Below are 24,764 nucleotides of genomic sequence, written 5' to 3'. Positions count from 1 at the left end.
GAAAATAGGGCTTTACCAGCCATCAGGGCTTTTTGACCCTTCACCATGGATCCTCCTACTTATCGAAGTTGAAGCTGGAGAGGTTGCGGAAGTGGCCGTTCAGTTTGATCTTTTCTTTCAGCTGCTCCATTTCGGCCACCATGGGGATAACCTTCGTCAGGTGGCGCTTCAGGTATTCCTGCCGCTGGCGCTCGTCCATCAGGTGCAGCAGCTCGTATTCTTCTTCCAGTGACAGGCCGATGTGGTGGGCCAGGTCGTAACTGTTCAGCTCAGTATCGTGTTTCTTAAAGTCCTTTTGAACGTTCAGCAGTTTGTGGAGCTCGCGGATGCTGTTGATCATGCGGCGCATGACCTCGGGGTTGCCCCGCTCGTAGTTTTCAGGGTAGGTGACGATGGCGCCGCTGTACAGCTTTTCAGGGATCTCTGTGATCACTTCGAGGATGCGGAAGATCTTTTCTCCCCTGGTTTTGATGTCCATTTCGCCATTGGGATGGACCGTAGTGATCTCATTGACCCGGATAAGGGTGCCAAATTCCTGCAGCCGGTTATTGATCACCGAAGGAATGCCAAACAGCTTGCCCGTTTCCTGGCATTCGGTGATCAGTTGCTTGTACCGGGGTTCGAAAATATGCATGTTCAGATTTTCGCCGGGGTACACGACGATGCCTAAAGGAAATATCGGGATGAAGTTGGTCATAAGCTAATCTCATGCAAATTTGGTGCACAAACCATGAGTAACCGTTGTTAAAAATGAAGCGCCAGGTTTCCTGCTCTTTATTGATTTTCAGGCTCCTTTGTTTTTTGCCGGTCACAGGCGGGCGGGGAAAAATTTTTGTCTGCGATTCCTGCTATTTTTGCACCCCATCAAAGAAACAGCAATGTGGCAGGAACTGCTCCGGGAGTTAACGGCCGGGAACCGGAAAGCGCTGGCCAGGAGTATTTCCCTGGTGGAGAACGAGCGGGAAGGATACCTGCAGTTCCTGGCGTCCCTGCCCCTGAAGACCGCTCCCGTTATCGGTCTTACGGGACCTCCCGGCGCCGGTAAAAGCACCATCGTAGATGGTTTGATTGCTCAAATTACGAAAGAGGGCAAAACGGTGGCCGTGCTGTGCGTGGACCCTTCCTCTCCCTTTCACCTGGGTGCCGTCCTGGGCGACCGCATCCGGATGAGTCAATGGTACACCCACCCGCAGGTATTTATCCGTTCGCTGGCCAGCCGCGGCGCCCTGGGCGGGCTGCACCCGAAGATCCTGGAGCTCACCGGCCTGCTGCAGGCCGCCGCCTTCGACTATATTTTAGTGGAAACGGTAGGCGTGGGGCAGAGCGAAGTGGAAATTGCCGGCCTGGCCGATGTGACGGTGGTGGCGCTGGTGCCCGAAGGAGGCGACGAAGTGCAGACCATGAAGGCGGGACTCATGGAGATCGGAAACATTTTCGTAGTGAACAAAAGCGACCGGCCGGGGGCCGATGCCTATGTGGGTAACCTGCGCCTGATGCTGGCGCCGGCCTTCCAGGGCCACCGGGCCGATATCCCGGTGATCAAAACGGTAGCCTCCGAAGGTCAGGGCCTGCCGGAATTGTTCGCCGCCATCCGCGGGCAGCTGCAGGCCGGCCGGCAAAACGACCGCCACTTCTGGCTGCTGGCCGAAAGGGCCTACCAGCTGATCCAGAAAGCCCGGATGCAGGACGTCAGCAAAGCCCGGTTGAAAGAGGCCATTCAACAGGCGGCCCTGGACGGCCCCTTTAACCTGTACCAGTTTATTCATACTTTTTCCCAATAACAAAGGCAATCCCCGGAAACCCACCATGAGCACCTCTCCCCATCGTGTATTGTTCGACTGCGAACGGATGAAATATCCTTTTACGGGATTGTATTATTACTGCCAGCACCTGGGCAAAAGCCTGCTGCAGGAGGCCCGTCCCGGCCTGGACCTGTGCTTTTATTTGCCCCCTTCGGCCGGACCGGCCTTTGGCCCGCAGGCCTGCTATGTGCCGCAACGCAGCCTGCACAAGTTCCTCCTGCCCCGCAAGCCGCATTTCCAGCTGTGGCACAGTACCCACCAGGCCAGCGATTACTACCCCTGGCGCAGAAAGATGAAAGTGCTGCTGACGGTCCATGACCTGAACTGGCTGTACGACCGCTCGAAGACGGACGCCAAAAAACAGCGCTACCTCTCCGGCCTGAAAGCCAGGATTGACCGGGCGGATCATGTGGTCGCCATCTCGCAATTCACTCTCAACGACCTCCGGCGGCATATTGACCTGGGCGATAAGCCCTGCAGTGTCATTCATAACGGCAGCAACATTGAAGAGATTACCAGCCTGCAGCCGCCCCAGTTGCAGCCATCGGCCCCTTTCTTTTTCACTATCGGCACCATCGTGGCCAAGAAAAACTTTCACGTATTGCCGGCCCTGCTGCTGCAAAACGACCTGCAGCTGGTGATTGCGGGCATTACGCAGAGCGAGGACTATAAAAACAAGATCATCCATGAGGCTAAAAGGCTGGGTGTGGAGGAGCGGGTGCTGTTTACGGGCAGCATCAGCGAAAACGACAAGCAGTGGTACCTGAAAAACTGTACAGCCTTTGCCTTCCCGTCTATTTCGGAGGGGTTTGGCCTGCCGGTGGTGGAGGCCATGCATTTCGGCAAGCCGCTGCTGCTGGCCAACGCCACTTCCCTGCCCGAGATCGGCGGCCGCCATGCCCATTACTTTGACCATTTTGAGCCGGAGCACATCCATGCGGTAGCCCAAAAAGCCCTTTCAGAACATACGGAAACCCATGCCGCCGCCATCCGCCAATGGTCTGCCCAATTCAAATGGCCGGCCGCGGCCCGTGCCTACCTGGATGTCTACAGCAGCCTGCTGCAGGAAGGCGTATAAGCTTACGGAACCAGTTGGCCGCTTTTAATTCCTTCCAGGTATTGGGAGCAGGCGCAGCGGATCACGTTGTCCAGGGGAGTATAGGAAAAGCCAGGCAGGGCCTTGAGCAAAGCGGAATTGTCGAAGCGGTTGAGGCTGTGGGCTACTTTGGCCGTCTCGCGGGTCAGCAGGGGCTTTTGCCGCGTGAAAAAGGTTTTGACGGCTTCCACACGCCAGGCAAGCTCGCCCAGCAGGGGCGTGGCTTCGCGGTGGGGCGGGCGCTTGCCGAACCCGTCGGCAATAGTGTTGAAGAGCTGCCGGAAGGGAATATTGTCGGCATTGACCACGAAGCGTTTTTCGGTAATGTTCGACAGCAGCAGCTGCACAGCCGCTTCGGCCACGTCTTCCACCCCTACAAAACCATTAATACCCTGGGTGTACCAGGGAAACTCGCGGTAAACATTTTTAAAAATAGCGCAGGACGACTGGTGCCAGTCGCCATAGCCCAGTACGGTGCTGGGGTTGATGATCGCCCCGGGCAGGCCTTCGGCAAAGCCGCGCCATACTTCCAGCTCCGCTTTGTGCTTGGTGATGGCATAATGGGTGTTGTGGCCGTTTTCCTCCCATTTTTTCTGCTCGGACAGCAGTTCGGAGCCGCCGCTCCGGCCCAGGGCCGCCACCGAGCTCACGTGCACCAGCCGCTCCACGCCCGCTTCCAGGGCGGCATTGACCACGTTGGCCGTGCCTTCGATGTTGGTCTGGTACATCTGCTGGCGGTTGGACTGGGAAAAGGAAACGACGGCAGCGGCATGGATCACACCGGTAACGCCCTGCATGGCATCGCAGAGCGACACCACGTCGAGCACTTCGCCTTCCACCCATTCCACCTTGTCCAGCACGGGCTTCGGAAGGAAAAAAGGGGTTTTGGCAGAACGCCGGAGGGCACGGACCGCATGTCCTTTCCCTACCAGGTTTTTAATGATGTAGGCGCCAATAAAACCAGTTCCTCCCGTTATCAAGATCATTTACAAAGTGCGCGTTTCGATTTTTGAGTGAGCAACAGCTTTTTCGATTGCGGCCCAAAAGTAGGGCTAAAATCGTTATTCATAATGATAATAACCCCTGCCGCTCTTGCGGCCCAGCTCGCCCTTTTCCACCTTCTGCTGCTGCAGGGCCGAGGGCCGGAGCCGGCCGGGCCGCCGCAGTTGCTCGTAAACCGAGCAGCTAACGGTATAATTGATGTCGTTGCCGATCAGGTCCATCAGCCGGAAGGGTCCCATTTTAAAGCCGGCGCCCTCCAGCAGCCGGTCAATCGTCTCGTAGTCCCCCACCCCCTCCTCGGCCAGCCGCAGGGCTTCAAGGTAGTAGGGCCGCGCCACCCGGTTGACGATAAAGCCCGGGGCGTCTTTACACACCACCGGCGTTTTTTGGAGCAGCCGCACCAGGTCCGTAGCTTGTTCAAGAATGCCGGTGGTGGTAAATTCCGTATAGACCACTTCCACCAGCTTCATCAGCGGGGCGGGGTTGAAAAAATGCAGGCCCACCACCCGCTGGGAATTCGGTACCTGCCGGGCGATCTGTAAAAGAGAAAGGGAAGAGGTATTGCTGGCCAGGAGGGTCTGCACACCATTGATCTGGGCCAGCCGGGCCAAAAGCGACACCTTTGCCTCCAGCTCCTCCACGATGGCTTCGATCACCACCTGGGCCACGCACTGCTCCATATCGGTAGTATATACCAGGCGCTGCAGGGCAGCCTCCTTTTCTTCTTCCGTCATTTTTTGTTTGGCCACGAGCTTTCCCAGGTCATTTTCGATCCGGGCTTTCGCTTGTTGCAGCCGTTCTTCGGCCACGTCGTACAGGATCGTGGGACAGCCGGCGGTGGCCGCCACCTGGGCAATGCCGCTGCCCATCGTGCCGGCGCCGCAGACGCAAAGGGTGGGGAGATTTTCCTTCATCTTATAAAGTTAGGGCCCGCTTTCCTGTCCACAGGCACGAATAATGCAACCCTCTGTTTATTGTTGATTACCTTTATAAGGAAGGGTTTCAAAAACAAACACTTTAAAAACGCTCATTATTCAATCTGTTGTTATGGAAAATAAACGCAAATGGCTGATCGGCATCAGCGGACTGCTGGCAATTGCCGCCACCGCTGTCGTGCTCCTGAAAAACAGGCACCGGCACGAAGAAAAGCCGCCCCGCAAAGCTCCCCAGCTGGATATCGAGAACCCCGGCACCCAGGCCGAGTTTTTGGTAGCGCCGGGCGAGTCCGAGGTAGGATAAACTAGTTCCTGAGTTTCTGAGTTCCTAAGTTCCTGAGTTTATCTGTGGGCAGTTACGTTCTTTATAAGTTTGTTCCTGTTGTTTGATAATCTGTCTGTTATAATGAACTCAGGAACTTAGGAACTTAGGAACTCAGGAACTTTCCCTCAACTGCTATCTTTGGGCAAAATTTTTTCAATGCTGCAAGTGAACCTGATCAAGCAAAACGCAGAAGACGTAAAAAGACGATTAGCCATAAAGCATTTTAGCGACCTCCAATTGGTGGACGAAATCATTTCCCTGGACGACGAACGCAAAAAGCTGAACTACCAGTTTGACGAAACCAAAGCCCGCATCAATGCCGCCTCCAAGGAAATCGGCATGCTGATGGGCAAAGGCGCCAAGGCCGATGCCGAAGCGAAGAAAAGGGATGTAGAAACGCTTAAAGATCAGCTTTCACCCATCCAGCAGCAATTGGATGCCACCGAAAAGCAGTTGAACGACCTGCTGGTACGCCTGCCCAACCTGCCTTCCGATAAAGTGCCGGCCGGCAAAACACCCGCCGACAACGAAGTGGTACGCACCGGCGGCTCCAAGCCCGAACTGCCCGCAGGCTCGGTTCCCCACTGGGACCTGGCCAAAAAATACAACCTCATTGATTTTGAGCTGGGCAACAAGATCACCGGCAGCGGTTTCCCCGTGTATAAAAACAACGGCGCCAAACTGCAGCGGGCCCTCATCCAGTATTTTCTCGACTACAATACCGCCGCGGGCTATACCGAGTATATGCCGCCGCTGATGGTCAATGCCGCCAGCGGTTACGGTACCGGACAGCTGCCCGACAAGGAAGGCCAGATGTATTACGCCCCGGCCGACGACCTGTACCTGATCCCCACCGCCGAGGTGCCAGTGACCAATATTTACCGCGACGAGGTGCTGCCGGGCAGTGAGCTGCCGGTACGCATGACGGCCTACACCCCCTGCTTCCGCCGCGAGGCCGGCAGCTACGGCAAGGATGTACGCGGCCTCAACCGCCTGCACCAGTTCGACAAGGTGGAGATCGTGCAGCTGGTACACCCCGACAAAAGCTACGAAGCCCTGGAAGAAATGGTGCTGCATGTAGAAAAGCTGGTACAGTCCCTGGGCCTGCCCTACCGCATCCTGCGCCTGTGCGGCGGCGACATGAGCTTCGCCTCGGCCCTGACCTACGACTTTGAAGTGTACAGCGCCGCCCAGGACCGCTGGCTGGAGGTGAGCTCGGTTTCCAACTTCGAAACCTTCCAGACCAACCGCATGAAGATTCGCTTCAAGGACGGCGGCAAAGCCCAGCTGGTGCATTCGCTCAACGGCAGCTCCCTGGCCCTGCCCCGGATCCTGGCCTGCCTGCTGGAAAACAACCAGACGGAAAACGGCATCTTACTGCCGCCGGCCCTGCATCCCTATTTCGGAGGTGAAATGATTTAATGAGTTCCTACAACGCCACATATTATTACAATGCCAGCGAGTCGCCTGCCCGGGTATCCCTGCAGAAGCAAAGGCTGTCCATTGTCATCAATGAAGGCGCCAGCGAAGTCTACTGGTATTTCGACCAGGTGCGGAAGGAGCCGGGCAGCAGCATGTTCTATTATCCCGGCTACCCCCTCCAGTCGCTGACGGTGCTCGACCGCGAGCTGGCAGCAGCAATAACAGAAAAGGTGGAAAGAAGCAAACAAAAGGTGATCGGCAGCAAGTCGGTGCCTTTTGTCAAATTGCTGCTTGGCTTCCTGCTGTTTTTGCTGCTGTCTTATTTTGTGCTGATCCCCTGGCTGGCGGCCGCCCTGGTGGGCAGCTTCCCGGTGAAGTACGAAAAAGACCTGGGCGAAGGCGCCTATGCCTCCATGAAGGGCGGCTTCGAGGTCGACGGGCGCAAATCGGCTTATATCAACGACTTTTTCCGGGAACTCCATTTCCCGCACCAGTACAATATCCGCATTACGGTCATCAAAAACGAGGAGCCCAATGCCTTTGCCCTTCCCGGCGGCCGCATCGTAGTGCACGACAAGATCCTGGAGGGCATCGGTTCCTACGAGGAGCTGGCCGCCCTGCTGGCCCACGAGCTGATCCACGTGGAGCACCGCCACACCCTGCGCAGCCTGTTCCGAAAGGCGGGCGCCCACCTGCTGCTGGTGTTCCTGATCGGCGATGTCGACGCGGTCAGCGCCATTCTGCTGGGCAATGCCGACCGGCTGAAGAACCTTTCCTACAGCCGCAGCCTGGAGAAGGAGGCCGACGAGGAAGGCGCCCGCCTGATGACCCGGCACGGGATCGACTGCATCGGCTTTGTGCGCCTGTTCCGGGCGCTGCAAAAGGAAACTGCCGGCCCCAAAACGGCCGAGTGGATGAGCAGCCACCCCGACCTGGACAAGCGGATCCGGAACATCCAGGCCAGCCCCGACTGCAAAAACAGCCGGCCCGTACGCAATGAAACCCTTCAAACCCTTTTTCAGAAGCTGAAAGAGTAGCGTTTACGACCTGTTTTACTGGCCTCCTTCCATATTTTACATTTTATATTTTGCATTTTACATTTTACATTTTTTCTTTTCCCTTACCTTTGCGGTCCTTTCACAAAACCAACGGGTGTGGTGACCTGTGGTTATGTTTGAAACCGGCCTGGCTCTCCACAGGCTCTTTCGTAAAATGTGAAAAAAAACTTAATTTAAAATGAAACGTACATTTCAACCCCACCGCAGACGTCGTAAAACCGTACACGGTTTCCGTAAGCGCATGGAAACGGCTAATGGAAGAAAAGTGCTGGCAAGCCGTCGTGCTAAAGGCCGCAAGAAACTGACTGTATCTGACGAGCGGAAATTGAAATAGGATTTATCCGAAGAAGATTAAAGATTATTTAAGCCCTGGTTTACCGGGGCTTTTTTGTATGTATGCTAATTTAGGTTCGCTATGAAGGAATTCTCGTTGGGCAAGGAAGAGAAGCTGAAGAGCCGCAAAGAGGTCGGTATCCTCTTTGCAAATGGAAAAAGTGTGGGGGTCTTCCCCATCCGGGTATCGTACCGGTTCCTGCCCGTGGGCGAAGGCGAGAGGGCCGGCCTGCAGGTAGGCGTGTCGGCCAGCAAGCGGAATTTCAAGCGGGCGGTGGACCGCAACCGCATCAAGCGGCTGCTGCGCGAAGCCTACCGGCTGCAAAAAAAGGACCTGCTGGCGCACCTGGAAAAGGAGGGATTGAAAGGTTTTGTCTTTTTCCTGTACGTCGATAAAACCCTTCCACCCTATGCGACCGTATTTCAAACTATGGGCAAATGCCTGAGAACCCTTCAAAAAAAAGCACAGCAAACGCATGAAAACCCTTCTTAAGCTCCTGGCGCTGCCGTTCATTCTCCTGATCAGGATCTACCAGTTGGTGCTCTCGCCCTGGCTGGGGCCCAAGTGCCGGTATACGCCCTCCTGCTCGCATTACGGGCTGGAGGCCTTTAAAAAGTACGGCCTGATCAAAGGCTTCTGGCTGACCGTCAAACGCATCAGCCGCTGCCATCCCTGGGGTGGTCACGGCTATGACCCGGTTCCGTGAGGGGAAGGAATTGGTTAATTGGGATATTGGGAAGGGATAATCTTTTAAAAAGAAAAAGCGGCGCAAAGGCACCGCTTTTTCTTTTATAGTTACCGGGAAGGTTATTTGATAGCAGCTGCGTAGCGCTCGTTCACCTTGCTCCAGTTGATGGCGTTCCATACGGCGCCCAGGTATTCGGGGCGGCGATTCTGGTATTTCAGGTAGTAAGCGTGTTCCCAAACGTCAACGCCCAGTACCGGGGTACCTTTCACTTCAGCCACGTCCATCAGGGGGTTGTCCTGGTTGGGGGTGGAAGTTACTTCCAGTTTGCCGTCGCGAACGATCAGCCATGCCCAGCCGCTGCCGAAACGGGTAGCGCCGGCGGCGTTGAACTTCTCTTTGAAGGCATCGAAAGAACCGAAAGTCTGGTTGATGGCATCGGCGATAGCGCCGGTAGGCTGTCCGCCGGCGTTGGGGCCGAGGATCTCCCAAAAGAAGGAGTGGTTCCAGTGACCACCGCCATTGTTGCGCACGGCGGGAGAAATCTTGCCGGCATTGGCAACGAGTTCTTCCAGGCTCTTGTTTTCGTGCTCGGTACCGGCAATGGCTTTGTTCAGGTTGTCAACATAAGCCTGGTGGTGCTTGCCGTGGTGGATCTGCATCGTCTGCGAATCAATGTTGGGTTCCAATGCATCGTGTGCATACGGTAACGCGGGAAGAGTAAATGCCATAACGATTTACAATTTAAATTTTACGTTTTATATTCAATATATCCTTAAGGGGACACAAATGTATTGAAAGCTGTTAATAACGGGGAAAGGAGTTTGTGGTTTGTCGTTAGGTGTTGGTAGTTCTTACAAGCGGCATCAGAAGTTCCTTTTGCTGCGGAAAAAGTTCTTCATCAGCTCGGCGCACTGTTCCTGGAGCACGCCGGTCACCACTTCCGTTTTGGGGTGGAAGGGCGAAACGGCGGGCCTGAGGCGGCTGAAGCCGTTCTTTTCGTCGGAGGCGCCGTACACCACCCGGCCGATCTTGCTCCAGTACAGGGCGCCGGCGCACATGACGCAGGGTTCAACGGTTACATACAGGGTCGCTTCGGGCAGGTACTTGCTGCCCAGGTAATTAAAGGCCGAGGTAAGGGCAATCACCTCCGCATGGGCCGTGGGGTCGTTCAGCTTCTCCACCTGGTTGTAGCCGCGGGAGATGATCTTATTGTTCAATACCACTACGGCGCCCACCGGCACCTCGTCCTCGTCAAAGGCCTGCTGTGCCTGCCGCAGCGCCTGCTTCATAAAATATTCGTCGTCGAACATGGATGAATGGTTGTTTAATTGATGGTATCGGATTCCTTACCTCACACCTCGTACTTAGAAAAAGATCCTGAATCCGCCGTTAAAGATAATGCCTTCGGTGGGCGCCCAGATGGGTTTGAATTCGGGACGCAGGAGGTTGCCGGTGTAAAGGCTTTCGGAGCGCGACTGCCGCCGGTCGGTAAAGTTTTCGGCATTGGCAAACAGGCTGAAATGTTCCCACCTCCTTTCGGCCGACAGGCCCATGACCCAGTAAGCGGGCTTGCGGTCCGCAGGCGTGGTGTACTGCCGGCCGGTATAAAACGCTTCGAAGGCAATGCGCAGCTTTTCTTCCACTTCGTACATGCTGGTAAAATAAATACGATGGCGGGCCGTCAGCAATGCCTGCGTCGTTAGCCCGGCGGTGTCCATGCGGGCGTCGATAAGGGAATAGCCGATGGAAAACGAAAGGGGCTCGACGGACAGCCGCAGGTTGCTTTCCATGCCCCGGGACAAAAAACGGCCGGGGGCATTGGCGTAAAAAGCCGGCGCCCCGCCCGCCCCTTCCAGCAGCACCACGGGCCGGTGCAGGCGGGTAATGAAAAACAGCTGGTTCACCGACAGCTTTACTTCTTCGCTTAGGGAGGTACGGTAGTTGACGTCCCAGGTCAGGCCTTCGGAGGTTTCGGCCCGCACACTGCCGCCGATGGGCGCCAGGTTGCGGAGGCCCCGTTCCTCTGCGTTTTCCGTAAACACCGTCGGCAGCTTGTAGCCCAGCCCGCCACCCAGCCGCGAGGTGACCGCCGGCGACAGCTTGTAGAGCAGCGACAGCCGCGGCAGCACCAGCCAGCCGTGGCCGTCGGCATAGTCGCCCCGGAGGCCCGCCTCGGCGGAAAGCTTTTTGGCGAATTTGAGGTTGTTCTGGACAAAGGCGCCGGCGATGAGTTGCTTTTCGTCTAGGGGCGCAGGCGACCGGCGCTGCCGGAAGTTGTCCGAATACAGGTTGAGCCCGCCGGTCCACTCCGCCAGGGGGCGCGGCAACTGCAGGGCCACCTCGGTAAAGGTGCTCAACTGGTCGCCTTCGAACCGATAGCCCGGCTGCTGCAGGCGGCGGGAAAAAGAAGCGACACTGTTCTTCACCGTAAGGAAATTTTTGCCAAAGCTCCGCTCCACCTTGAACTGCGAGGACCACCGCCGGCTGTCATTTTCTTCGAAATACTGGTGCGCCGCGTCGGCTTTTCCCCGCAGCACCTGCAGGTCGCCGCCCTTGCGGTCCTCGATGGTGCCGTTGACGCCCAGCTGCCAGGTGGTGTGCGGCGCATAGTAAAAAATTTTGGGGTTCAGCGAGAAGCGGCGGAAGTGAGGGATGTCGGAAAGGCCGTCGTCGTTGTTGTCGTATTCCCGTTGCCCGTTGTAGGCGGCATAAACCGTGGTGCCCCAACGGCCGGAGCGGTGGCTGTGAAAGGCGCTGGCATCCAGGGCGCCGGTCTGGTTGGTATTGAACAGAACGGAATTTTCGGGCTTGGCTCCGGGCTCTTTGGAGATAAAGTTGACTAGGCCGGCGATGGCGCCGCCGCCGTAGAGCGTGGAAGAGGAGCCTTTGATCAGCTCTACCCGCTTCAGGTCGAGGGGCGGCACCTGCAGTACGCTCAGGCCTCCGGAAAAGCCGCTGTAGAGGGGGAAGCCGTCTTTCAGCAGCAGGGTGTACCGGCCGTCGAGGCCATGGATGCGGATGGAGCTGGCGGCCGAGGTTGCGGAGGTCTGCTGGGTTTGGATACCGGTGGTCTCCGACAGCAGCATGCGTACGTTGCCGGGCTGCATCACGGCCTTTTCGGCAAGCTCTTCACCACTCACCACCTCCACCCGGGTGGGAATATCGTCGATGTGGCGCTTACTGCGGGTAGAGGTGACCGTTACCTCTTCCATTTCCTGCTCCGGCAGGTGCAGCGTATCGGTGGTTTGCTGTGCATAAAGGCAGGCGCCGGAAAACAGGCAGAGCAACGTGAACGGTAAGCGCATAGTGGAAAAAATTAAGGTACAAATGTAGAGATACCGCCTTTTTATTGGCCGGTGATTTGTATTGAATGAAACTTTCCCATTAAATCCTAAAAGCATCCACTATGAAAAAAATAGTTTTTGCAGCGGCCCTGACGATCGCACTTTATAGTTGTGGTGGCGCCAATGACGGCGACGCCACTACCGATACCACGAACTTCAGCACTCCTGTGGAACAGAGTTCTGCCCCTGTCGGCGATACCTCGCTGAACATGGATCCCTCCACCGGCATGGATACCACCTCCAACCGTCCGACCACCGATACCTCTGCCGGCGGCGGCACCGGCCATTAATTCTTTCTGTCATAGCAGTGAAGGCAGGGAGCAGGTACGAGGCGGGAATAGGCAATGGGCAATAGACAAGAGGCAATGGACAAGAAGCAATTGGCAAGGAAAAAAATCAATAGGCGATAGGCAACATCAAAAATCAAGGCCCCAATTCCTGATTCCCATTATCCCAATCCCTTAACTCCTGTTCCCTGTCGCTTCACACCGGGCTATTACTGATTGCAATTTTGCCCATTGCCCATTGCTCATTGCCTATTTTCTTTAGGTCTGCTTTTTGCCTCGTGCAAACCATGCAGATTCTTTGGAAATACCTGAAGCCCCAGCGCTGGTGGGTGCTTTTTTCCCTTTTCCTGGCCGCAGTGGCGCAATTGCTTTCCCTGATCGACCCGCTGATCTTCGGGATCATCATTGATGATTATGCGACCGCCCCGGGCAGCCGCCCCGAGCAGGAGCTGATCCGCGGCGTGCTGCAGTGGCTGGGCATCGCCATCATCGTGGCCGTGGCCGCACGGCTGGCCAAAGCCTTCCAGGACTATACCACCCGCCTGGCGGTGGCCCGCTTCGGCATGCAGATCTTCAACGACGGGCTCAAACAAACCCTGCGCCTGAACTTCCAGGAGTTCGAAGACCAGCGCAGCGGCGAAACCCTGTCGGTGCTGCAAAAGGTAAAAACCGACACCGAACGCTTTATCAATTCCTTCATCAACGTGCTGTTTTCCTCGGTAGTGGGCGTCGGCTTCCTGGTGTGGTATTCGGTCACCAAGAACTGGATGCTGATCCCTGTTTTCGTGGTGGGCATCCTGGTGCTCGGCGGTCTTACGGGCATGCTTTCCAAAAAAATAAAGACGGTGCAGCGCACCATCAACCGCGAAACCAACAAGCTGTCCGGCGTTATTACCGAAAGCCTGCGCAACATCGAGCTGGTAAAAAGCCTCGGCCTCACCTTCCAGGAAGTGCAGCGCCTGCGCGACCAGACCAAAAAGATCTACGAGCTGGAAATGCTGAAGGTAAAGAAGGTGCGCACCCTGGGGTTTTTGCAGGGCGTCACCCTCAACCTGCTGCGGCAGTCCATCCTGTTTATCCTGCTGTGGCTGATCTTCCGGCACGTGCTCACCACCGGCGAGCTCATCACCATGCAGTTCATTTCCACCTCCATCTTCGGTCCCCTGCAGGATGTGGGCAACATCATTGTACAGTACCGCGAGGTGGATGCCTCCATCCATGCCTTCGATACGTTGATGCACCAGCCCATAGAGCAGCGTCCCGAAACGCCGGTGGACATTGGCGACCTGCAGAACCTGCGGTTCGAAAACGTGGTCTTTCACCACAAAACCTCCCTGCACAATGCCATCGACGGCATTTCCTTCGGTGTCAGGACCGGCGAGACCATTGCCTTCGTGGGGCCTTCGGGCTCGGGCAAGTCCACCCTGGTAAAGCTGCTGGTGGGCCTGTACAAGCCCAACAGCGGCTGCATTTATTTCAACGAACAGAAAAGCAGCCAGATCCGCTACAACCAGCTGCGCCGGCAACTGGGGTTTGTGACCCAGGATACCCAGTTGTTTGCCGGTACCATCCGCGACAACCTGCTGTTTGTAAAGCCCGAGGCCACCAACGAGGAGATCACCGAGGCCCTGCACAAGGCGGCCTGCCAGCCCCTGCTGGCCCGCTCGGACCATGGCCTGTACACGGTGCTGGGCGAAGGGGGCATGAAGCTGTCGGGAGGCGAAAAGCAGCGCATCTCCATTGCCCGGGCCCTGCTGCGGCACCCCCGCCTGCTGATCTTCGACGAGGCCACTTCGGCCCTCGACTCGCTGACCGAGGAGGCCATTTCGGCCACCATCCGCGATATTTCGGCTACCCGTGAGCAGATCACCATCCTGATTGCCCACCGGCTGTCCACCATCCTGCATGCCGACACCATCTACGTGCTGGAGCGCGGCCGCATCGTGGAAACGGGCACGCATGCCGGCCTGCTGGAACAGAAAGGACTTTATTACGCCATGTGGCGCCAGCAGGTAGGGGAAAGAAGGGAGCAGCCGAAAGCGGTGAAATAGGAATTTGTTCATTGGTTCATTGGGAATTGTCGGTGGGGGCGCGGCCGGCATTTTACGGTTATTAAAGCTAAAAAAAGAGGTGATTTTGCGAAAAGTCCTACTTTTAGCCAAAGTGTAGCGATGATGCAAAAGACTTCTTCCCTGGCGGCGATCGACAAAGGAATGGCCGTACTGATCTCCTCTTCGAAAAGGGAAACCGTGGCCGACGTGGTCCATGTGATGCAGGGCCTCGACGCACTTCTGCCCGAAAACGACGGTCTGAAGTGGTTCAACCTCATGTACCTCCGTACCACGGAAGCGGTACAGGCCGGGCCTGCAGACGGCGCCTGGCAAAGCAAAAAATTCCTGGAGCGGCTGACCGTCATCTTTGCCGGCTACTACTTCAGCGCCATCCTGGACTGGCAGAAAGACCCTAAAAGCCTCTCCCGCTCCTGGGCCCCGCTGTTTGCCGTACGGACCAGGGAAAATATTTTCCGGGTGCAGTTCGCCCTCGCGGGCATGAACGCCCATATCAACCACGACCTGTCGCTGGCGCTGGTAAAGACCTGCGAGGAGTTTGCGATTGTTCCCATGCAGGGCAGCAAGGAGCACCACGACTTCCGCCTGGTGAACACCATTCTGCAAGGCATATTCGAAACCGTAAAGCTGTTCCTGTCCACCGGCATCATCGGCGCCATGGATGAAGGTCTCGAAATGCTGGACGACAATGCAGCGCTGTGGAGCATTACCAAAGCCCGCGATACGGCCTTCGTGAATGCGCAGGTGCTGTGGAAGCTGCGCGACCTGTCGTTCCTGTCCGACGCCTTTGTGCGTAACCTCGACCGCCTGGTCAACCTCTCCAGCCGCGGCCTGCTGATTGCCTGCCGGTAAGGGATAAGCGATGATAACTGTAACTTTTCTATAAATAGGGGCTCCCATGGGAGCCCCTATTATCTTCACTTATCTATCCCTCCTGGTTTTCTTCTGTTTTTCCTTTCGGTTCCAGCTTTTGCAGCGTATGCGAATTGAGCAGGCCGGCAGGCACTTTCAGTTCGCCGGTTTCGGCGTCGATCAGGCCGTTGCGCTCGTCTTCAATGTTGGTGGCCTGCGTATATACATCACCGGCAATGGACCGGTTGCGCAGCTCCTGCTTGTACAGGGCGATCTGCTGCGCCCTGCTTTCGGCATCTACGGGACCGCCATAGTCGGGGAAACCAAAGCCGCCCCACTCGCTTACGACCAGGGGTACCTGCCGCCGGTAAAAGAAGGGATCGCCCACTACCAGCGGGAAGGCAGCTACCCCCTCCAGATCGCCCCGAACCAGGCTGTCCAGTACCTGGCGCCACCGCTCGAGGTCGGGGGTGTACAGGTGGGCGGTCATCAGGTCGGACCTCAGGCGGCCTTCCAGCGAAATATGCTGCCAGCCGTCGTTGTCCACCACCAGGAACTGCGGGTGGTTGATGTGCATGTAGTGGTACATGTCGGTAATGTAGTTGCGGGTTTCCACGTTGGTGGCGATATCCTGGGCGCCCCAATCCTCGTTGTACAGGCTCCAGATCACTACCGAGGGGTGCGTCTCGATCAGGGCCAGCATGCGCATCAGCTCCTCGCGGTGGTTGAGACGGCTGCGATAGCTCGACCGGTGCGGGCTGGGCACTTCCACCCACAGCAGCAGGCCCAGCTTGTCGGCCAGGTTGTAGATGCGCGGGTCCACCCCGGCAATGTGGATGCGTACCAGGTTGCAGCCCAGCTCCTTCATGGCATGCATATGCTTCTTGATCTGTTCGTAGCTGGAGGTGCCGGGCTGGTACAGGATGCCGTCGAGGTAAACCGGTTTGTTGTTCAGGTACACCCAGGAGCCGCGGGCTTCGATTTTCCGCAGGCCGAACTGGGCCTCGATCTCGGAGATATAGCCCTCGCTGTCGATCAGCTGGGCCACCAGCCGGTAGAGGTGCGGCGATTCCGGCGACCAGAGCTGGGCGCCGGGTACTTCCAGGGTCACGCGCTGCTGCTTCTGGCCGGCCGCCAGCCGCAGGGGGTAGTCGGAGACGGCAAGGGGTTCGGACGACTGCTGCTTGCGTTCGTACACCTTCAGCCGCAGGGTGTATGAGCCGGGATCGTGGATGCGGGTAGTGACGTTAAACCGTACGAGCTGGTCCTCCACGATGCTGATGACGCCCAGGCGCGAACGCAGGCGGTTGCGTTCCACCATCTCCAGCCATACGCTGCGCACCGCCCCGGTATAGGTCTGGTACCAGATGCCGCCGCGTTTGTACACGTGCGACTCCTGCTTGCCCCGGGGCTGGTCGGCGTCCATGGTGTCGGCCACCCGCACCGTCAGCCGGTTGACCTCGCGGAGGATCTTTGTATCCAGCTCGTAGGAAAAGGAGGTGTATTCGCCCACGTGCACGTCCTCGCCCTCGATGGTCCGCAGCAGGAAGCCGTTCAGCCATACCTGGGTTTCGTAGCCGCAGGCGCCGAAGGTAAGCTGGAGCATGGAGTGCGGATGGCCGTCCATCTGCGGCAGGGGAAATTCCCGTTCGTACCAGGCAATCACTTTATCGGTCCAGTAGCTGTGGTGCTGTTGTTCGCGGGCTTCGGCCATGTGCTCTTCGATGGAGCCCGGCCATTGGGCCGTTTTTTCGTAAGGGTGGCCCAGGTGCCAGGCCTCCTGCAGCCCCCGGTCGTCGAGGTCGAGCGAGAAGTTCCATTCGCCGTCCAGCAGCACAAAAGTGTTGGAGCGGATGACGGCCCGGGGCAGGGGGTTGGTAAACGTTTCTTCGGCCACGGCCTCGTCCCTGCTTTTGGAAAGGCCATAATTGGGATGCATGAATTCTTCCATAAGGTTCATTTTCTGTCTCTCCTTATGGGTCAGCGAATTTTAAGCCACGTTGGTGAGCGGATGTTATTTGGCCTTGCCCTCGGCGGATTCCGGCGAGCAGTCGGGGCAGATGCCGTTGATCAGCACCTGCACGTCTTCGGCTTTATAGCCCTCGGGCAACTGGATGTCGGGCAGCAGCACGTCGTCCAGGCAGGTGGTGGTGTTGCAGTTGCGGCAGACGAAGTGCACGTGGTTGTCGTGGTGGTGCTCTTCGCTGCAGTCGCGGCAAAGGGCGTACAGGATGGTGTTGTCGGCGGTGGGAATGGTATGGACGATGCCCTTTTCCACAAAAGTTTGCAGGGTGCGGTAAACCGTTACGCGGTCGAATTTTTCGCCGGCCTTTTTCTCGATGTCGCTATGGGTAAGGGCATCCTTCTGGCTCAGGAACAGGAACAGGATCCTCTTCCGGCTGTCCGTAATACTCAGGTGCTTGCGGCGCAGGAGATCGCCCGCTCTTTTTTCGATTGATTTGGTCAGGTCCATAGCGTCAACGGCATTAGTCGGTTAAAAGCTTTTTGATCTCTTTCGACATCTCCTTCATTTCACTGGGTTTCAGGCCATCGTAGATCTTCACCACCTCGCCCTTTTTATTGACCAGGGCAATGAACTGGGTATGCAAAAAGTCGTCCTCTATTTTTTGCAGGTTATTGGCGGGGTCGTCGATCTTATAGCTCTGGCGGGCCATCCGGTACAGGCTGTCCTTGCGGCCGGTCAGGAAGATCCAGCGGGCGGTGTTGACCCCCATGGAGTCGGCATAGCGCTTCAGGCGGGCGGCCGAATCGGTTTCGGGATCGCTGGTATGCGACAGGATCAGGAAGTTGTTTTCGCCCTGGAACTCGTCGTACACGGTCCGCATGTTTTTGTTCAGGCGGGGGCAGATGCCCTTGCAGGTGGTAAAAAAGTATTCGGCGGCCACCACTTTGCCTTCGATGTTCTTTTCCGTTACCGTATTGCCGTCCTGGTTGGTAAATGAAAACGAAGCCACATGGCCGATGGGCGGAAGGGTAGGATTGCCAAAGCCCGGGATCACCGCGGAAAGGCCCATAAAGAAGCCAATAGTAAGGATAGTAAAAAATATAATATAAAAAATACGCTTGCGTGACATAAGCCGCAAAGTTATTGATTCGGTTTGTAGTTTGTGGTTTGTGGTTCGTAGTTGTCGTGAAAGGCGCAATGGTCTTAACGAATTATAAAGGTTCCCTGTTCCGACTATCTCCGCCGGAGTTACGCCAACCACAAACTACAAACCACAAGCTACAAACCCTTTTCAGCTCCGCCAAAGCCGCACATAATAAAAAAGCAGCGCCAGCAGGCTGAACACCACGCAGCCGTAAAACAGCAGGTTGTACCAGTGCAGGCCGCCTTCGGGCAGGCCCAATTGGAAGTAAATGCCCAGGGTGGCCATGCTGAACAGCCAAAAGAAGCCCAGGCTGAAGGAGAAGACGATCTTCTTGAAATATTTGAGTACTTCAGGGTCCATTTCGCTCTTTATAATTAGAACGCTTTAAGGTACCAATAATGATTTGAAGGCGGCGGAATCTCCATTAAAAACATTGAAATCGACCCGCGACAGGATGCCGTTGACCCTGCCGGCTTCGCTGTGCTGCCAGAACACCCAGTCGCGCCGGATGCGCGGGCGCTGGGGCTGCAGGTAATGCGCCACCCAGAGGGGGTAATCGTCGAAATAGCCTTTGAGGTAAGTGTCGTAAAAAACCACGTTGGTATAGATGATGGGCTTTATGTTGTAGTGCTCTTCCAGGGCCTCGAGCCATTTTTTCACTTCCCGCCGGATCTCTTCGGCGGAGGCCCGGTGGGTCTGCTCCACATCCAGCACGGGTGGGAGGTCGCCGCTTTCGAGCTCGACCTTGCTGATAAAGTTCTGGGCCTGCCGGTGGCCGTCCTTGGAGGCAATAAAAAAGTGGTAGGCGCCGCGGACGATGCCGGCCTCCTTGGCTTTTTTCCAGTTGCGCCGGAAGTAGGGGTCCAGATTGCCGTTGCCCTCCGTGGCCTTGATGAAGGCAAAGCCCAGCCGGATATCCTTTACCTGCATGGCCTTGACCGCCTCCCAGGAAATGCGCTGCTGGTAGCGCGAGACATCGATGCCGTGGATCTCGTAGTTCACCGGCATGGGGATGCCGAACTCGCGGTAGCGCACAAAATGCAGCTGCCGGCTTTGCCACCACAAAAAGGCCAGGTAGCCCAGGAAGGCTGCGGAAGCAGCCAGCATCACATACAGAAAGGGTTTCAGGGCAGGATTCCCTTTTCCCTTCCCTTTTTTAACGGTCCCGGCACCTCTACCCGTCCCGGTTCCTTTCCCGTTCCCGGTCCCGTTCTTCTTTATTTTCGGCGGCATGGGCGCAAAAATAGTTCACAAGTTTACAAGTTTACGGGTTTACGAGTTGTTTGGGTGGAGGCAGCGCTCCCTATATAACGTTTTATATTATAGTTTTGATGGTTTTAACCGGCTTTACTGAACTCAGGAACTCAGGAACCAACTCATAAACCCGTAAACTTGTAAACTTGTAAACTTTTTTTGTTCTCATGCCTGCATTTAACTGGAACGACAGCGTCAATTTCCTTTCCAAGCTCACCGCACCCCGGCTGTGGAATATGGTCCGGGTGTACAGCAGCTACCGGTTGACGCGGTGGCTGAAAAGAAGCGTGCAGTGGGGGCTGCCGGTTTCGGTTTCCTTCGAGCCTACCACCTCCTGCAACCTGCGCTGCCCCGAATGCCCCAGCGGCCTGCGGGCCTTCTCGCGGCCTACCGGCATGCTGCAAAAGGATTTTTTCCGCCAGACCATCGACCAGTTGTCCCGCGAGCTGCTGTACCTGATCTTTTACTTCCAGGGCGAGCCTTACCTCAACCCGGCCTTTTTGGAGATGGTGCGGTATGCCGCCGACCGGAAGATCTATACGGCCACTTCCACCAACGGGCACTACCTCACCGAGGCGAATGCCCGCAAGACCGTGGAAAGCGGCCTGGACCGCCTGATCATTTCCATCGACGGCACCACCCAGGAAACCTACCAGCAGTACCGCGTGGGCGGCAAGCTGTCGAAAGTGCTGGAGGGCGCCGCCAACATCGTGAAGTGGAAAAGGGAATTGGGCAGTAAAACGCCTTATGTTATCTTCCAGTTCCTGGTGGTGCGCCACAACGAGCACCAGGTCGACGACGTCCGGCGGCTGGCCCGCGAGATCGGCGTGGACGATGTGCGGCTGAAGACCGCGCAGGTGTACGACTTCGAGAACGATCCCAACGGCCTGATCCCCGTTAATGGAAAATACAGCCGCTACAAAAAGGATAAGGAGGGGATCATGCGCTTCAAGGGCGGCAGCGGCCACGATCATTGCTGGCGCCTGCACCACGATCCCGTGATCACCTGGGACGGGGCGGTGGTCCCCTGCTGCTTCGATAAGGATGCGCAGCACCAAATGGGCAACCTGAGGGACCAAAGTTTTAAAGAAATCTGGAATAACCAGGCGTATCGCGAATTCCGGGCGAAGATTTTGCGGGGTAGAAAAAATATAGACATCTGCGCCAACTGCTCGGAAGGTGTCAAGGTTTGGGGATAAGCGCTTCCCTTTCTTAAATTTTGGTTTGTTGCAAATCGTTTGTAGCTTAAACCTCTTACATCAAAGGGTAAACAAGCTGGTATGGGTATAGAAAAAGACATTCATCAGGATACGTTTGTAAGCATTCACCAGAAGGCCATGATCAACGTGCTGTTTTCGTATGGCTGGATCATGGAGCGGATCAAGAACTTCCTGGCGCACGAGGACATCACCCCGCAGCAATTCAACATCCTGCGCATCCTGAGCCGCAGCCTGCCCGAACCCCTGTCCACCATGCGGATCCGGGAGCGGATGATCGATAAAATGAGCGATACCAGCCGTATCGTGGACCGCCTGGTGGCCAAGGAGCTGGTGCGGAAAGAAGTTTCCGCCAAAGACCGCCGCCTGGTGGATGTGACCATCACCCCCAAAGGCGTGGCCCTGCTGAAGGTGTTGGAAAAAGTGCTGGACCAGATGGACGAGATGATGAGCAACCTTACCGATGAAGAGGCCCGGCTGTTAAGCAATTTGCTGGACAAGCTCCGGTGCCCGCCTTCCTGCCCCGAAACTCCCGCCCTCGGAGCAGAAGGCGCCCAACCTGCCGATGCCCCGATCAGCGCCGGTAATTTCTAAAATAGTCCCACCTCCCGCTACTTTTTTATCCGGAACGACTCCAGGGCCATGCCTTCCGGTTCGCCCGCTACCACCGATACGCGCACGGTAGCCACCAGGGTGAACGGGGCGCCCCCGCCGTTGGGTTGCATCCGAAATTCCTGCTGTTCCGTCCACGCAGCGGTGCCGCCTTGGAGCGCCGCCTGCGACCAGTCCACGACATGTCCGTTGCCGGCATACGTGTGACCGGTGCGGGTGCCCACGCCCGAAATGCCCTTCATCTCCAGCCGGCTCAGGGTGGTCACCTGGTTTTTCTTTAACGTGCCGTTGGTCTCGTAAGCGCCGGTACCCCGGAAGCGGATGCGCTCACCGGTGGAAGGCAGGGTCAGCACCGTGTCCAGGACGATGGTTCGGACCGCATGCACCGGTACGGCTTTCTCCATTTTATACCCCCGGGCACTGCCGGGCTCCCCGGCCGACTGCAGGTAGACGGCAAACGTAGTGGCGCTGATGGCGGCTATGGAAAGCAGGAGCTGTTTCATATGCGATAAGATTGGAGTAAGGAATACAACACCCGTGCCCGGGTACGTCCGGACAAAGCCCGGCAATAAAACCGCATCCAAAACTGCGCCATGGCCGCAGGGCCTGTATTATAGGGATTGTCTATGAAGGCATAGAAACAATCAATGAATTTGATAAGGCATTCCGACCGACTTTTGCCCCGTCAAAAAAAATAAAAATAAAAGAAGATATGAGCAATAAGACGTTATCCCTGGGAGCCCAATTCCCCGAGTTTCAGAAAAAGGCAGTTGTTTCTACCGAAAAAGGAAAAGAATTCTATGACCTGTCGTACGAAGAGATCAAATCCAGCGGCAAGTGGATGGTGATGTTCTGGTGGCCGAAAGATTTCACCTTCGTATGTCCCACCGAGATCGCCGAGTTCAATACCCATTTCCAGGATTTCTCCGACCGCGAAGCCATCCTGATCGGTGCCTCTACCGACAGCGAGTTTGTTCACGCTGCCTGGAGAAGGAACCACGACGACCTGCGTCACCTGCAGTTCCCCATGCTGGCGGATACCTCCAAGTCGCTGGCCGAAGAGCTGGGCATCCTGGAGCAAAACGAGAAAGTGGCCTACCGCGCTACCTTTATCGTTGACCCCCAGGGCGTGATCCGCTGGGTATCGCTCTACGACCTGAACGTAGGCCGCAATGTGAAAGAAGTGCTGCGTGTGCTGGACGCCCTGCAGACCGACGAGCTGTGCCCCTGCAACTGGCAGAAAGGCGAAGCTACCCTGGTTGCCTAATCGAGGCACGTTTTCCATCACCTATTAAATGAATCAACCATGTTTGGAATCGTAAACGAAAGCAATAGTGCACTGGCCCTGCTGAAGGACCTGGGCCTGGGCGAAGAGCAGTTGTCGGCTAATTTGAAGGCCCTGGCTGCCGCCGATGCCCGGTACCTGCGCGACCTGAAGATCAATGTGGGCAATGTGCTGGGCGCCGCTTCGCTGACCCGCAAAGAAGCGTACCTGCTGGCCCTGGCCGTAGCCGCCAACGAAAAGAATACCGTGCTGCAGGAAGCTTTCGGGCAGTTTGCCGAAAAGGAAGGCGCTACCGACAAGGAAGTGGCCGAGGTGCTGAGCTGTATGAGCCTGCTGAACGCCAACAACGTTTATTACCGCTTCCGTCACTTCATGCACGACGAATTCTACGACAATGCGCAGGCGGGCATCCGCATGAGCATTATGGCCAACCCCATCCTGGGCAAGGAATTCTTCGAGCTGGTGAGCCTGGTGGTCAGCGCCCTCAACGGCTGCGAGCTGTGCGTCACCTCGCACGAAAAGACCCTGGTCGGTCAGGGCACCGCCAAGCAGCGCATCCTGGATGCCGTGCGCCTGGGCGCCGTGATCCGGAGCCTGGCCGTATTAATCTGACAGAATTTCCTGTTTCTGAATATCAACTGCCCCGTTCTTCCCCGAACGGGGCTTTTTTTTATGCCCGTTTTCCAGGGTGCCCCTGATACCGGAACCCTAATCTTCTAATATCCCAATTTCCTAATTCCCCTTGCTTATTGCCTATTGCCCGTTGCCTATTCTTTCCCGACCTTTGCGCCCTGTCAACTGTAAACTCATATTCATCACTAATAATTTATTGAATCATGCCTGGATTTGAATTGTGGAGCGATGCCGAACGCAAGGAGGTGTCCGACGTACTGGAAACCGGTATCCTGATGCGTTACGGCTTCGACGGAGCCCGCAAAGGGATCTGGAAAGCCAAAGAACTGGAAGAAGCCATTTGCCACACCTTTGGTTCGGGCTACGCCCAGCTGGCCTCCAGCGGCACGGCCGCCCTGACCACGGCGATGGCCGCGCTGGGGATCGGCGCCGGCGACGAAGTGATCATGCCCGCCTTTACGTTTGTCGCCTCCTTTGAAGCCGTGCTCAGCGTCGGCGCCCTGCCGGTGCTGGTGGACGTGGACGACACCCTCACCCTGAATCCCGAGGCCGTGCGCAAAGCCCTTACTCCCAAGACCAAATGCATCATGCCGGTGCACATGTGCGGCAGCATGGCCGACATGGATGCGCTGGTGGCCATCTGCCGCGAGCACAACCTGCTGCTGCTCGAGGACGCCTGCCAGAGCATCGGCGCCACCTACAAGGGCAAATACCTGGGCACCATCGGCGATGCGGGCACCTTTTCGTTCGACTTCGTCAAAACCATCACCTGCGGCGAAGGCGGCGTGGTGCTCACCAACAGCGAGGATACCTATATTAAATGCGATGCCTATACCGACCACGGCCACGACCATAAAGGCGTAGACCGCGGCGCCGACCTGCACCCCTTCCTGGGCTACAACTACCGCATTTCCGAACTGCATGCCGCCGTGGGCCTGGCCCAGGTGCGCCGCGTGCACGAGTTCCTGGCCACCCAGAAAAAGAACCATGCAGCCCTCAAGGAGATCCTGTCCGCCGTTCCGGAGATCAGCTTCCGCTCCCTGCCCGACCCTTCGGGCGACAGTGGCAGCTTCCTGTGCTGGTTCCTGCCCGATGCCACCCTGGCAGAAAGCGTGGTGGAAGGCCTGCGGGCCGAAGGCATCCTGGGCGGCAACTTTTACTGGTTCAACAACAACTGGCACTACATCCGCAAGTGGGACCACCTGAAGGGCGCCCTTTCGCTGCACCGCCTGGCGGCCGACCAGCAGCAGGCCCTGGAGCGGCTGAACCACCAGGATTTTTCGGCCAGCGATGCCGTGCTGAGCCGCTGCATCTGCACTTCCATCAGCCTGCTGTGGACCGAAGAACAGATCAAAGAAAAAGGCGAAAAGATCGTGGCCGTCGTGCGCCGCGTGCTGCAAGGCTCGATGCAAAAAGCATAGTCAGGGGTGCGTCGGGGC

28 protein-coding genes are annotated in these 24,764 nt (G+C 56.7%); 16 read left to right on the top strand and 12 right to left on the bottom strand.

Going from position 1 to position 24,764, the window contains the following annotated elements; all coding sequences use genetic code 11:
• Window positions 1–55: 55 nt before the first annotated feature.
• A complete protein-coding gene (locus V9K67_RS09700) occupies window positions 56–697 on the bottom strand; it encodes an LON peptidase substrate-binding domain-containing protein (protein ID WP_336721867.1) in 642 nt (213 codons plus the stop codon).
• 181 nt (window positions 698–878) lie between these two features.
• Here V9K67_RS09700 and meaB point away from each other — a divergent pair, with 181 nt between their 5' ends.
• Both meaB and V9K67_RS09690 read left to right on the top strand, forming a co-directional pair.
• A complete protein-coding gene (gene meaB / locus V9K67_RS09695; protein ID WP_336721865.1) occupies window positions 879–1,781 on the top strand; it encodes a methylmalonyl Co-A mutase-associated GTPase MeaB in 903 nt (300 codons plus the stop codon).
• A gap of 25 nt (window positions 1,782–1,806) precedes the next feature.
• Window positions 1,807–2,880 (top strand): glycosyltransferase family 4 protein, encoded by a 1,074-nt coding sequence (locus V9K67_RS09690; protein ID WP_336721863.1) that lies wholly within the window; start codon window positions 1,807–1,809, stop codon window positions 2,878–2,880.
• Between the two features lie 2 nt (window positions 2,881–2,882).
• On the opposite strand, the gene V9K67_RS09685 is transcribed toward V9K67_RS09690, so the two are convergent.
• Complete coding sequence (locus V9K67_RS09685) at window positions 2,883–3,884, bottom strand: NAD-dependent epimerase/dehydratase family protein (protein WP_336721860.1); 1,002 nt, start codon at window positions 3,882–3,884, stop codon at window positions 2,883–2,885.
• A 75-nt stretch (window positions 3,885–3,959) separates the two neighbouring features.
• Window positions 3,960–4,814 carry a 3-hydroxyacyl-CoA dehydrogenase family protein gene (locus V9K67_RS09680; protein ID WP_336721859.1) on the bottom strand — a complete coding sequence of 285 codons (855 nt, stop codon included), beginning with the start codon at window positions 4,812–4,814 and terminating at the stop codon, window positions 3,960–3,962.
• A gap of 133 nt (window positions 4,815–4,947) precedes the next feature.
• Here V9K67_RS09680 and V9K67_RS09675 point away from each other — a divergent pair, with 133 nt between their 5' ends.
• The 6 genes from V9K67_RS09675 (at window position 4,948) to yidD (ending at window position 8,680) form a co-directional block, all read left to right on the top strand.
• Window positions 4,948–5,139 (top strand): hypothetical protein, encoded by a 192-nt coding sequence (locus V9K67_RS09675; protein WP_336721857.1) that lies wholly within the window; start codon window positions 4,948–4,950, stop codon window positions 5,137–5,139.
• Between the two features lie 177 nt (window positions 5,140–5,316).
• Window positions 5,317–6,582 carry a serine--tRNA ligase gene (gene serS, locus V9K67_RS09670; protein WP_336721855.1) on the top strand — a complete coding sequence of 422 codons (1,266 nt, stop codon included), beginning with the start codon at window positions 5,317–5,319 and terminating at the stop codon, window positions 6,580–6,582.
• Window positions 6,582–7,619: a M48 family metallopeptidase gene (locus tag V9K67_RS09665; RefSeq protein ID WP_336721854.1), complete on the top strand. Its 1,038-nt coding sequence runs from the start codon at window positions 6,582–6,584 to the stop codon at window positions 7,617–7,619. Before serS ends, V9K67_RS09665 begins: the two co-directional genes overlap by 1 nt.
• 199 nt (window positions 7,620–7,818) lie before the next feature.
• Complete coding sequence (gene rpmH, locus V9K67_RS09660; RefSeq protein WP_073045100.1) at window positions 7,819–7,974, top strand: 50S ribosomal protein L34; 156 nt, start codon at window positions 7,819–7,821, stop codon at window positions 7,972–7,974.
• A gap of 81 nt (window positions 7,975–8,055) precedes the next feature.
• A complete protein-coding gene (locus V9K67_RS09655; protein ID WP_336721850.1) occupies window positions 8,056–8,466 on the top strand; it encodes a ribonuclease P protein component in 411 nt (136 codons plus the stop codon).
• Window positions 8,450–8,680, top strand: coding sequence for a membrane protein insertion efficiency factor YidD (gene yidD / locus V9K67_RS09650; protein ID WP_336721847.1), 231 nt, complete (start codon window positions 8,450–8,452; stop codon window positions 8,678–8,680). Before V9K67_RS09655 ends, yidD begins: the two co-directional genes overlap by 17 nt.
• A gap of 101 nt (window positions 8,681–8,781) precedes the next feature.
• Here the strand turns inward: yidD and V9K67_RS09645 are convergent, their stop codons facing one another.
• The 3 genes from V9K67_RS09645 to V9K67_RS09635 all read right to left on the bottom strand — a co-directional run bounded on the left by V9K67_RS09645 (window position 8,782) and on the right by V9K67_RS09635 (window position 11,967).
• Window positions 8,782–9,390, bottom strand: coding sequence for a superoxide dismutase (locus tag V9K67_RS09645; RefSeq protein ID WP_336721845.1), 609 nt, complete (start codon window positions 9,388–9,390; stop codon window positions 8,782–8,784).
• 135 nt (window positions 9,391–9,525) lie between these two features.
• Window positions 9,526–9,972: a tRNA adenosine(34) deaminase TadA gene (gene tadA, locus V9K67_RS09640; protein ID WP_336721843.1), complete on the bottom strand. Its 447-nt coding sequence runs from the start codon at window positions 9,970–9,972 to the stop codon at window positions 9,526–9,528.
• Window positions 9,973–10,026: 54 nt separating this feature from the next.
• The gene (locus tag V9K67_RS09635; protein ID WP_336721841.1) at window positions 10,027–11,967 is read right to left on the bottom strand and encodes a TonB-dependent receptor plug domain-containing protein; all 1,941 of its coding nucleotides are present in this window, start codon (window positions 11,965–11,967) and stop codon (window positions 10,027–10,029) included.
• A gap of 101 nt (window positions 11,968–12,068) precedes the next feature.
• Between V9K67_RS09635 and V9K67_RS09630 the strand changes: the two genes are divergently transcribed.
• The 3 genes from V9K67_RS09630 to V9K67_RS09620 all read left to right on the top strand — a co-directional run bounded on the left by V9K67_RS09630 (window position 12,069) and on the right by V9K67_RS09620 (window position 15,214).
• Window positions 12,069–12,296 carry a hypothetical protein gene (locus V9K67_RS09630; RefSeq protein WP_336721839.1) on the top strand — a complete coding sequence of 76 codons (228 nt, stop codon included), beginning with the start codon at window positions 12,069–12,071 and terminating at the stop codon, window positions 12,294–12,296.
• A gap of 284 nt (window positions 12,297–12,580) precedes the next feature.
• A complete protein-coding gene (locus tag V9K67_RS09625) occupies window positions 12,581–14,344 on the top strand; it encodes an ABC transporter ATP-binding protein (RefSeq protein ID WP_336721837.1) in 1,764 nt (587 codons plus the stop codon).
• 123 nt (window positions 14,345–14,467) lie between these two features.
• Window positions 14,468–15,214, top strand: coding sequence for a DUF5995 family protein (locus V9K67_RS09620; protein WP_336721835.1), 747 nt, complete (start codon window positions 14,468–14,470; stop codon window positions 15,212–15,214).
• A 73-nt stretch (window positions 15,215–15,287) separates the two neighbouring features.
• Here the strand turns inward: V9K67_RS09620 and V9K67_RS09615 are convergent, their stop codons facing one another.
• From V9K67_RS09615 to V9K67_RS09595, 5 genes are all read right to left on the bottom strand, one after another.
• The gene (locus tag V9K67_RS09615; RefSeq protein ID WP_336721832.1) at window positions 15,288–17,165 is read right to left on the bottom strand and encodes a glycoside hydrolase family 2 protein; all 1,878 of its coding nucleotides are present in this window, start codon (window positions 17,163–17,165) and stop codon (window positions 15,288–15,290) included.
• Between the two features lie 63 nt (window positions 17,166–17,228).
• Complete coding sequence (locus tag V9K67_RS09610) at window positions 17,229–17,687, bottom strand: Fur family transcriptional regulator (RefSeq protein WP_336721830.1); 459 nt, start codon at window positions 17,685–17,687, stop codon at window positions 17,229–17,231.
• Window positions 17,688–17,700: 13 nt separating this feature from the next.
• Window positions 17,701–18,249 carry an SCO family protein gene (locus V9K67_RS09605; protein ID WP_336721829.1) on the bottom strand — a complete coding sequence of 183 codons (549 nt, stop codon included), beginning with the start codon at window positions 18,247–18,249 and terminating at the stop codon, window positions 17,701–17,703.
• A gap of 222 nt (window positions 18,250–18,471) precedes the next feature.
• Window positions 18,472–18,684, bottom strand: a complete 213-nt coding sequence (locus tag V9K67_RS09600; protein WP_336721828.1) for a hypothetical protein — start codon at window positions 18,682–18,684, stop codon at window positions 18,472–18,474.
• A gap of 24 nt (window positions 18,685–18,708) precedes the next feature.
• Window positions 18,709–19,431 carry a glycoside hydrolase family 25 protein gene (locus tag V9K67_RS09595; protein WP_336722110.1) on the bottom strand — a complete coding sequence of 241 codons (723 nt, stop codon included), beginning with the start codon at window positions 19,429–19,431 and terminating at the stop codon, window positions 18,709–18,711.
• Between the two features lie 314 nt (window positions 19,432–19,745).
• Here V9K67_RS09595 and V9K67_RS09590 point away from each other — a divergent pair, with 314 nt between their 5' ends.
• Both V9K67_RS09590 and V9K67_RS09585 read left to right on the top strand, forming a co-directional pair.
• Window positions 19,746–20,777: a radical SAM/SPASM domain-containing protein gene (locus tag V9K67_RS09590; protein ID WP_336721826.1), complete on the top strand. Its 1,032-nt coding sequence runs from the start codon at window positions 19,746–19,748 to the stop codon at window positions 20,775–20,777.
• 81 nt (window positions 20,778–20,858) lie between these two features.
• Window positions 20,859–21,389 (top strand): MarR family winged helix-turn-helix transcriptional regulator, encoded by a 531-nt coding sequence (locus V9K67_RS09585; RefSeq protein WP_336721824.1) that lies wholly within the window; start codon window positions 20,859–20,861, stop codon window positions 21,387–21,389.
• Window positions 21,390–21,406: 17 nt separating this feature from the next.
• Here the strand turns inward: V9K67_RS09585 and V9K67_RS09580 are convergent, their stop codons facing one another.
• Window positions 21,407–21,910 carry a hypothetical protein gene (locus V9K67_RS09580; RefSeq protein ID WP_336721822.1) on the bottom strand — a complete coding sequence of 168 codons (504 nt, stop codon included), beginning with the start codon at window positions 21,908–21,910 and terminating at the stop codon, window positions 21,407–21,409.
• 209 nt (window positions 21,911–22,119) lie between these two features.
• Between V9K67_RS09580 and V9K67_RS09575 the strand changes: the two genes are divergently transcribed.
• The 3 genes from V9K67_RS09575 (at window position 22,120) to V9K67_RS09565 (ending at window position 24,746) form a co-directional block, all read left to right on the top strand.
• Window positions 22,120–22,674 carry a peroxiredoxin gene (locus V9K67_RS09575; protein ID WP_336721820.1) on the top strand — a complete coding sequence of 185 codons (555 nt, stop codon included), beginning with the start codon at window positions 22,120–22,122 and terminating at the stop codon, window positions 22,672–22,674.
• Between the two features lie 39 nt (window positions 22,675–22,713).
• Window positions 22,714–23,304, top strand: coding sequence for a carboxymuconolactone decarboxylase family protein (locus tag V9K67_RS09570; protein ID WP_336721817.1), 591 nt, complete (start codon window positions 22,714–22,716; stop codon window positions 23,302–23,304).
• A 224-nt stretch (window positions 23,305–23,528) separates the two neighbouring features.
• Entirely contained in the window at window positions 23,529–24,746 is a 1,218-nt protein-coding gene (locus tag V9K67_RS09565; protein ID WP_336721814.1) for a DegT/DnrJ/EryC1/StrS family aminotransferase, read from the top strand.
• The last annotated feature ends 18 nt before the right edge of the window (window positions 24,747–24,764 follow it).

Origin of the sequence: Huijunlia imazamoxiresistens (assembly GCF_037132455.1) — a bacterium.
GTDB classification, from domain to species: domain Bacteria; phylum Bacteroidota; class Bacteroidia; order Chitinophagales; family Chitinophagaceae; genus Flavisolibacter; species Flavisolibacter imazamoxiresistens.
Note: the sequence above shows the minus strand (reverse complement) of the source record. Positions and strands in the feature narration are given on the sequence as shown.

Excerpts from the sequence above, each read along its gene's own strand:
- V9K67_RS09700 (WP_336721867.1), bottom strand. The coding sequence starts at position 697 with ATGACCAACTTCATCCCGATATTTCCTTTAGGCATCGTCGTGTACCCC.
- meaB (WP_336721865.1), top strand. The coding sequence starts at position 879 with ATGTGGCAGGAACTGCTCCGGGAGTTAACGGCCGGGAACCGGAAAGCG.
- V9K67_RS09690 (WP_336721863.1), top strand. The coding sequence starts at position 1,807 with ATGAGCACCTCTCCCCATCGTGTATTGTTCGACTGCGAACGGATGAAA.
- V9K67_RS09685 (WP_336721860.1), bottom strand. The coding sequence starts at position 3,884 with ATGATCTTGATAACGGGAGGAACTGGTTTTATTGGCGCCTACATCATT.
- V9K67_RS09680 (WP_336721859.1), bottom strand. The coding sequence starts at position 4,814 with ATGAAGGAAAATCTCCCCACCCTTTGCGTCTGCGGCGCCGGCACGATG.
- V9K67_RS09675 (WP_336721857.1), top strand. The coding sequence starts at position 4,948 with ATGGAAAATAAACGCAAATGGCTGATCGGCATCAGCGGACTGCTGGCA.
- serS (WP_336721855.1), top strand. The coding sequence starts at position 5,317 with ATGCTGCAAGTGAACCTGATCAAGCAAAACGCAGAAGACGTAAAAAGA.
- V9K67_RS09665 (WP_336721854.1), top strand. The coding sequence starts at position 6,582 with ATGAGTTCCTACAACGCCACATATTATTACAATGCCAGCGAGTCGCCT.
- rpmH (WP_073045100.1), top strand. The coding sequence starts at position 7,819 with ATGAAACGTACATTTCAACCCCACCGCAGACGTCGTAAAACCGTACAC.
- V9K67_RS09655 (WP_336721850.1), top strand. The coding sequence starts at position 8,056 with ATGAAGGAATTCTCGTTGGGCAAGGAAGAGAAGCTGAAGAGCCGCAAA.
- yidD (WP_336721847.1), top strand. The coding sequence starts at position 8,450 with ATGAAAACCCTTCTTAAGCTCCTGGCGCTGCCGTTCATTCTCCTGATC.
- V9K67_RS09645 (WP_336721845.1), bottom strand. The coding sequence starts at position 9,390 with ATGGCATTTACTCTTCCCGCGTTACCGTATGCACACGATGCATTGGAA.
- tadA (WP_336721843.1), bottom strand. The coding sequence starts at position 9,972 with ATGTTCGACGACGAATATTTTATGAAGCAGGCGCTGCGGCAGGCACAG.
- V9K67_RS09635 (WP_336721841.1), bottom strand. The coding sequence starts at position 11,967 with ATGCGCTTACCGTTCACGTTGCTCTGCCTGTTTTCCGGCGCCTGCCTT.
- V9K67_RS09630 (WP_336721839.1), top strand. The coding sequence starts at position 12,069 with ATGAAAAAAATAGTTTTTGCAGCGGCCCTGACGATCGCACTTTATAGT.
- V9K67_RS09625 (WP_336721837.1), top strand. The coding sequence starts at position 12,581 with ATGCAGATTCTTTGGAAATACCTGAAGCCCCAGCGCTGGTGGGTGCTT.
- V9K67_RS09620 (WP_336721835.1), top strand. The coding sequence starts at position 14,468 with ATGCAAAAGACTTCTTCCCTGGCGGCGATCGACAAAGGAATGGCCGTA.
- V9K67_RS09615 (WP_336721832.1), bottom strand. The coding sequence starts at position 17,165 with ATGGAAGAATTCATGCATCCCAATTATGGCCTTTCCAAAAGCAGGGAC.
- V9K67_RS09610 (WP_336721830.1), bottom strand. The coding sequence starts at position 17,687 with ATGGACCTGACCAAATCAATCGAAAAAAGAGCGGGCGATCTCCTGCGC.
- V9K67_RS09605 (WP_336721829.1), bottom strand. The coding sequence starts at position 18,249 with ATGGGCCTTTCCGCGGTGATCCCGGGCTTTGGCAATCCTACCCTTCCG.
- V9K67_RS09600 (WP_336721828.1), bottom strand. The coding sequence starts at position 18,684 with ATGGACCCTGAAGTACTCAAATATTTCAAGAAGATCGTCTTCTCCTTC.
- V9K67_RS09595 (WP_336722110.1), bottom strand. The coding sequence starts at position 19,431 with ATGCTGGCTGCTTCCGCAGCCTTCCTGGGCTACCTGGCCTTTTTGTGG.
- V9K67_RS09590 (WP_336721826.1), top strand. The coding sequence starts at position 19,746 with ATGCCTGCATTTAACTGGAACGACAGCGTCAATTTCCTTTCCAAGCTC.
- V9K67_RS09585 (WP_336721824.1), top strand. The coding sequence starts at position 20,859 with ATGGGTATAGAAAAAGACATTCATCAGGATACGTTTGTAAGCATTCAC.
- V9K67_RS09580 (WP_336721822.1), bottom strand. The coding sequence starts at position 21,910 with ATGAAACAGCTCCTGCTTTCCATAGCCGCCATCAGCGCCACTACGTTT.
- V9K67_RS09575 (WP_336721820.1), top strand. The coding sequence starts at position 22,120 with ATGAGCAATAAGACGTTATCCCTGGGAGCCCAATTCCCCGAGTTTCAG.
- V9K67_RS09570 (WP_336721817.1), top strand. The coding sequence starts at position 22,714 with ATGTTTGGAATCGTAAACGAAAGCAATAGTGCACTGGCCCTGCTGAAG.
- V9K67_RS09565 (WP_336721814.1), top strand. The coding sequence starts at position 23,529 with ATGCCTGGATTTGAATTGTGGAGCGATGCCGAACGCAAGGAGGTGTCC.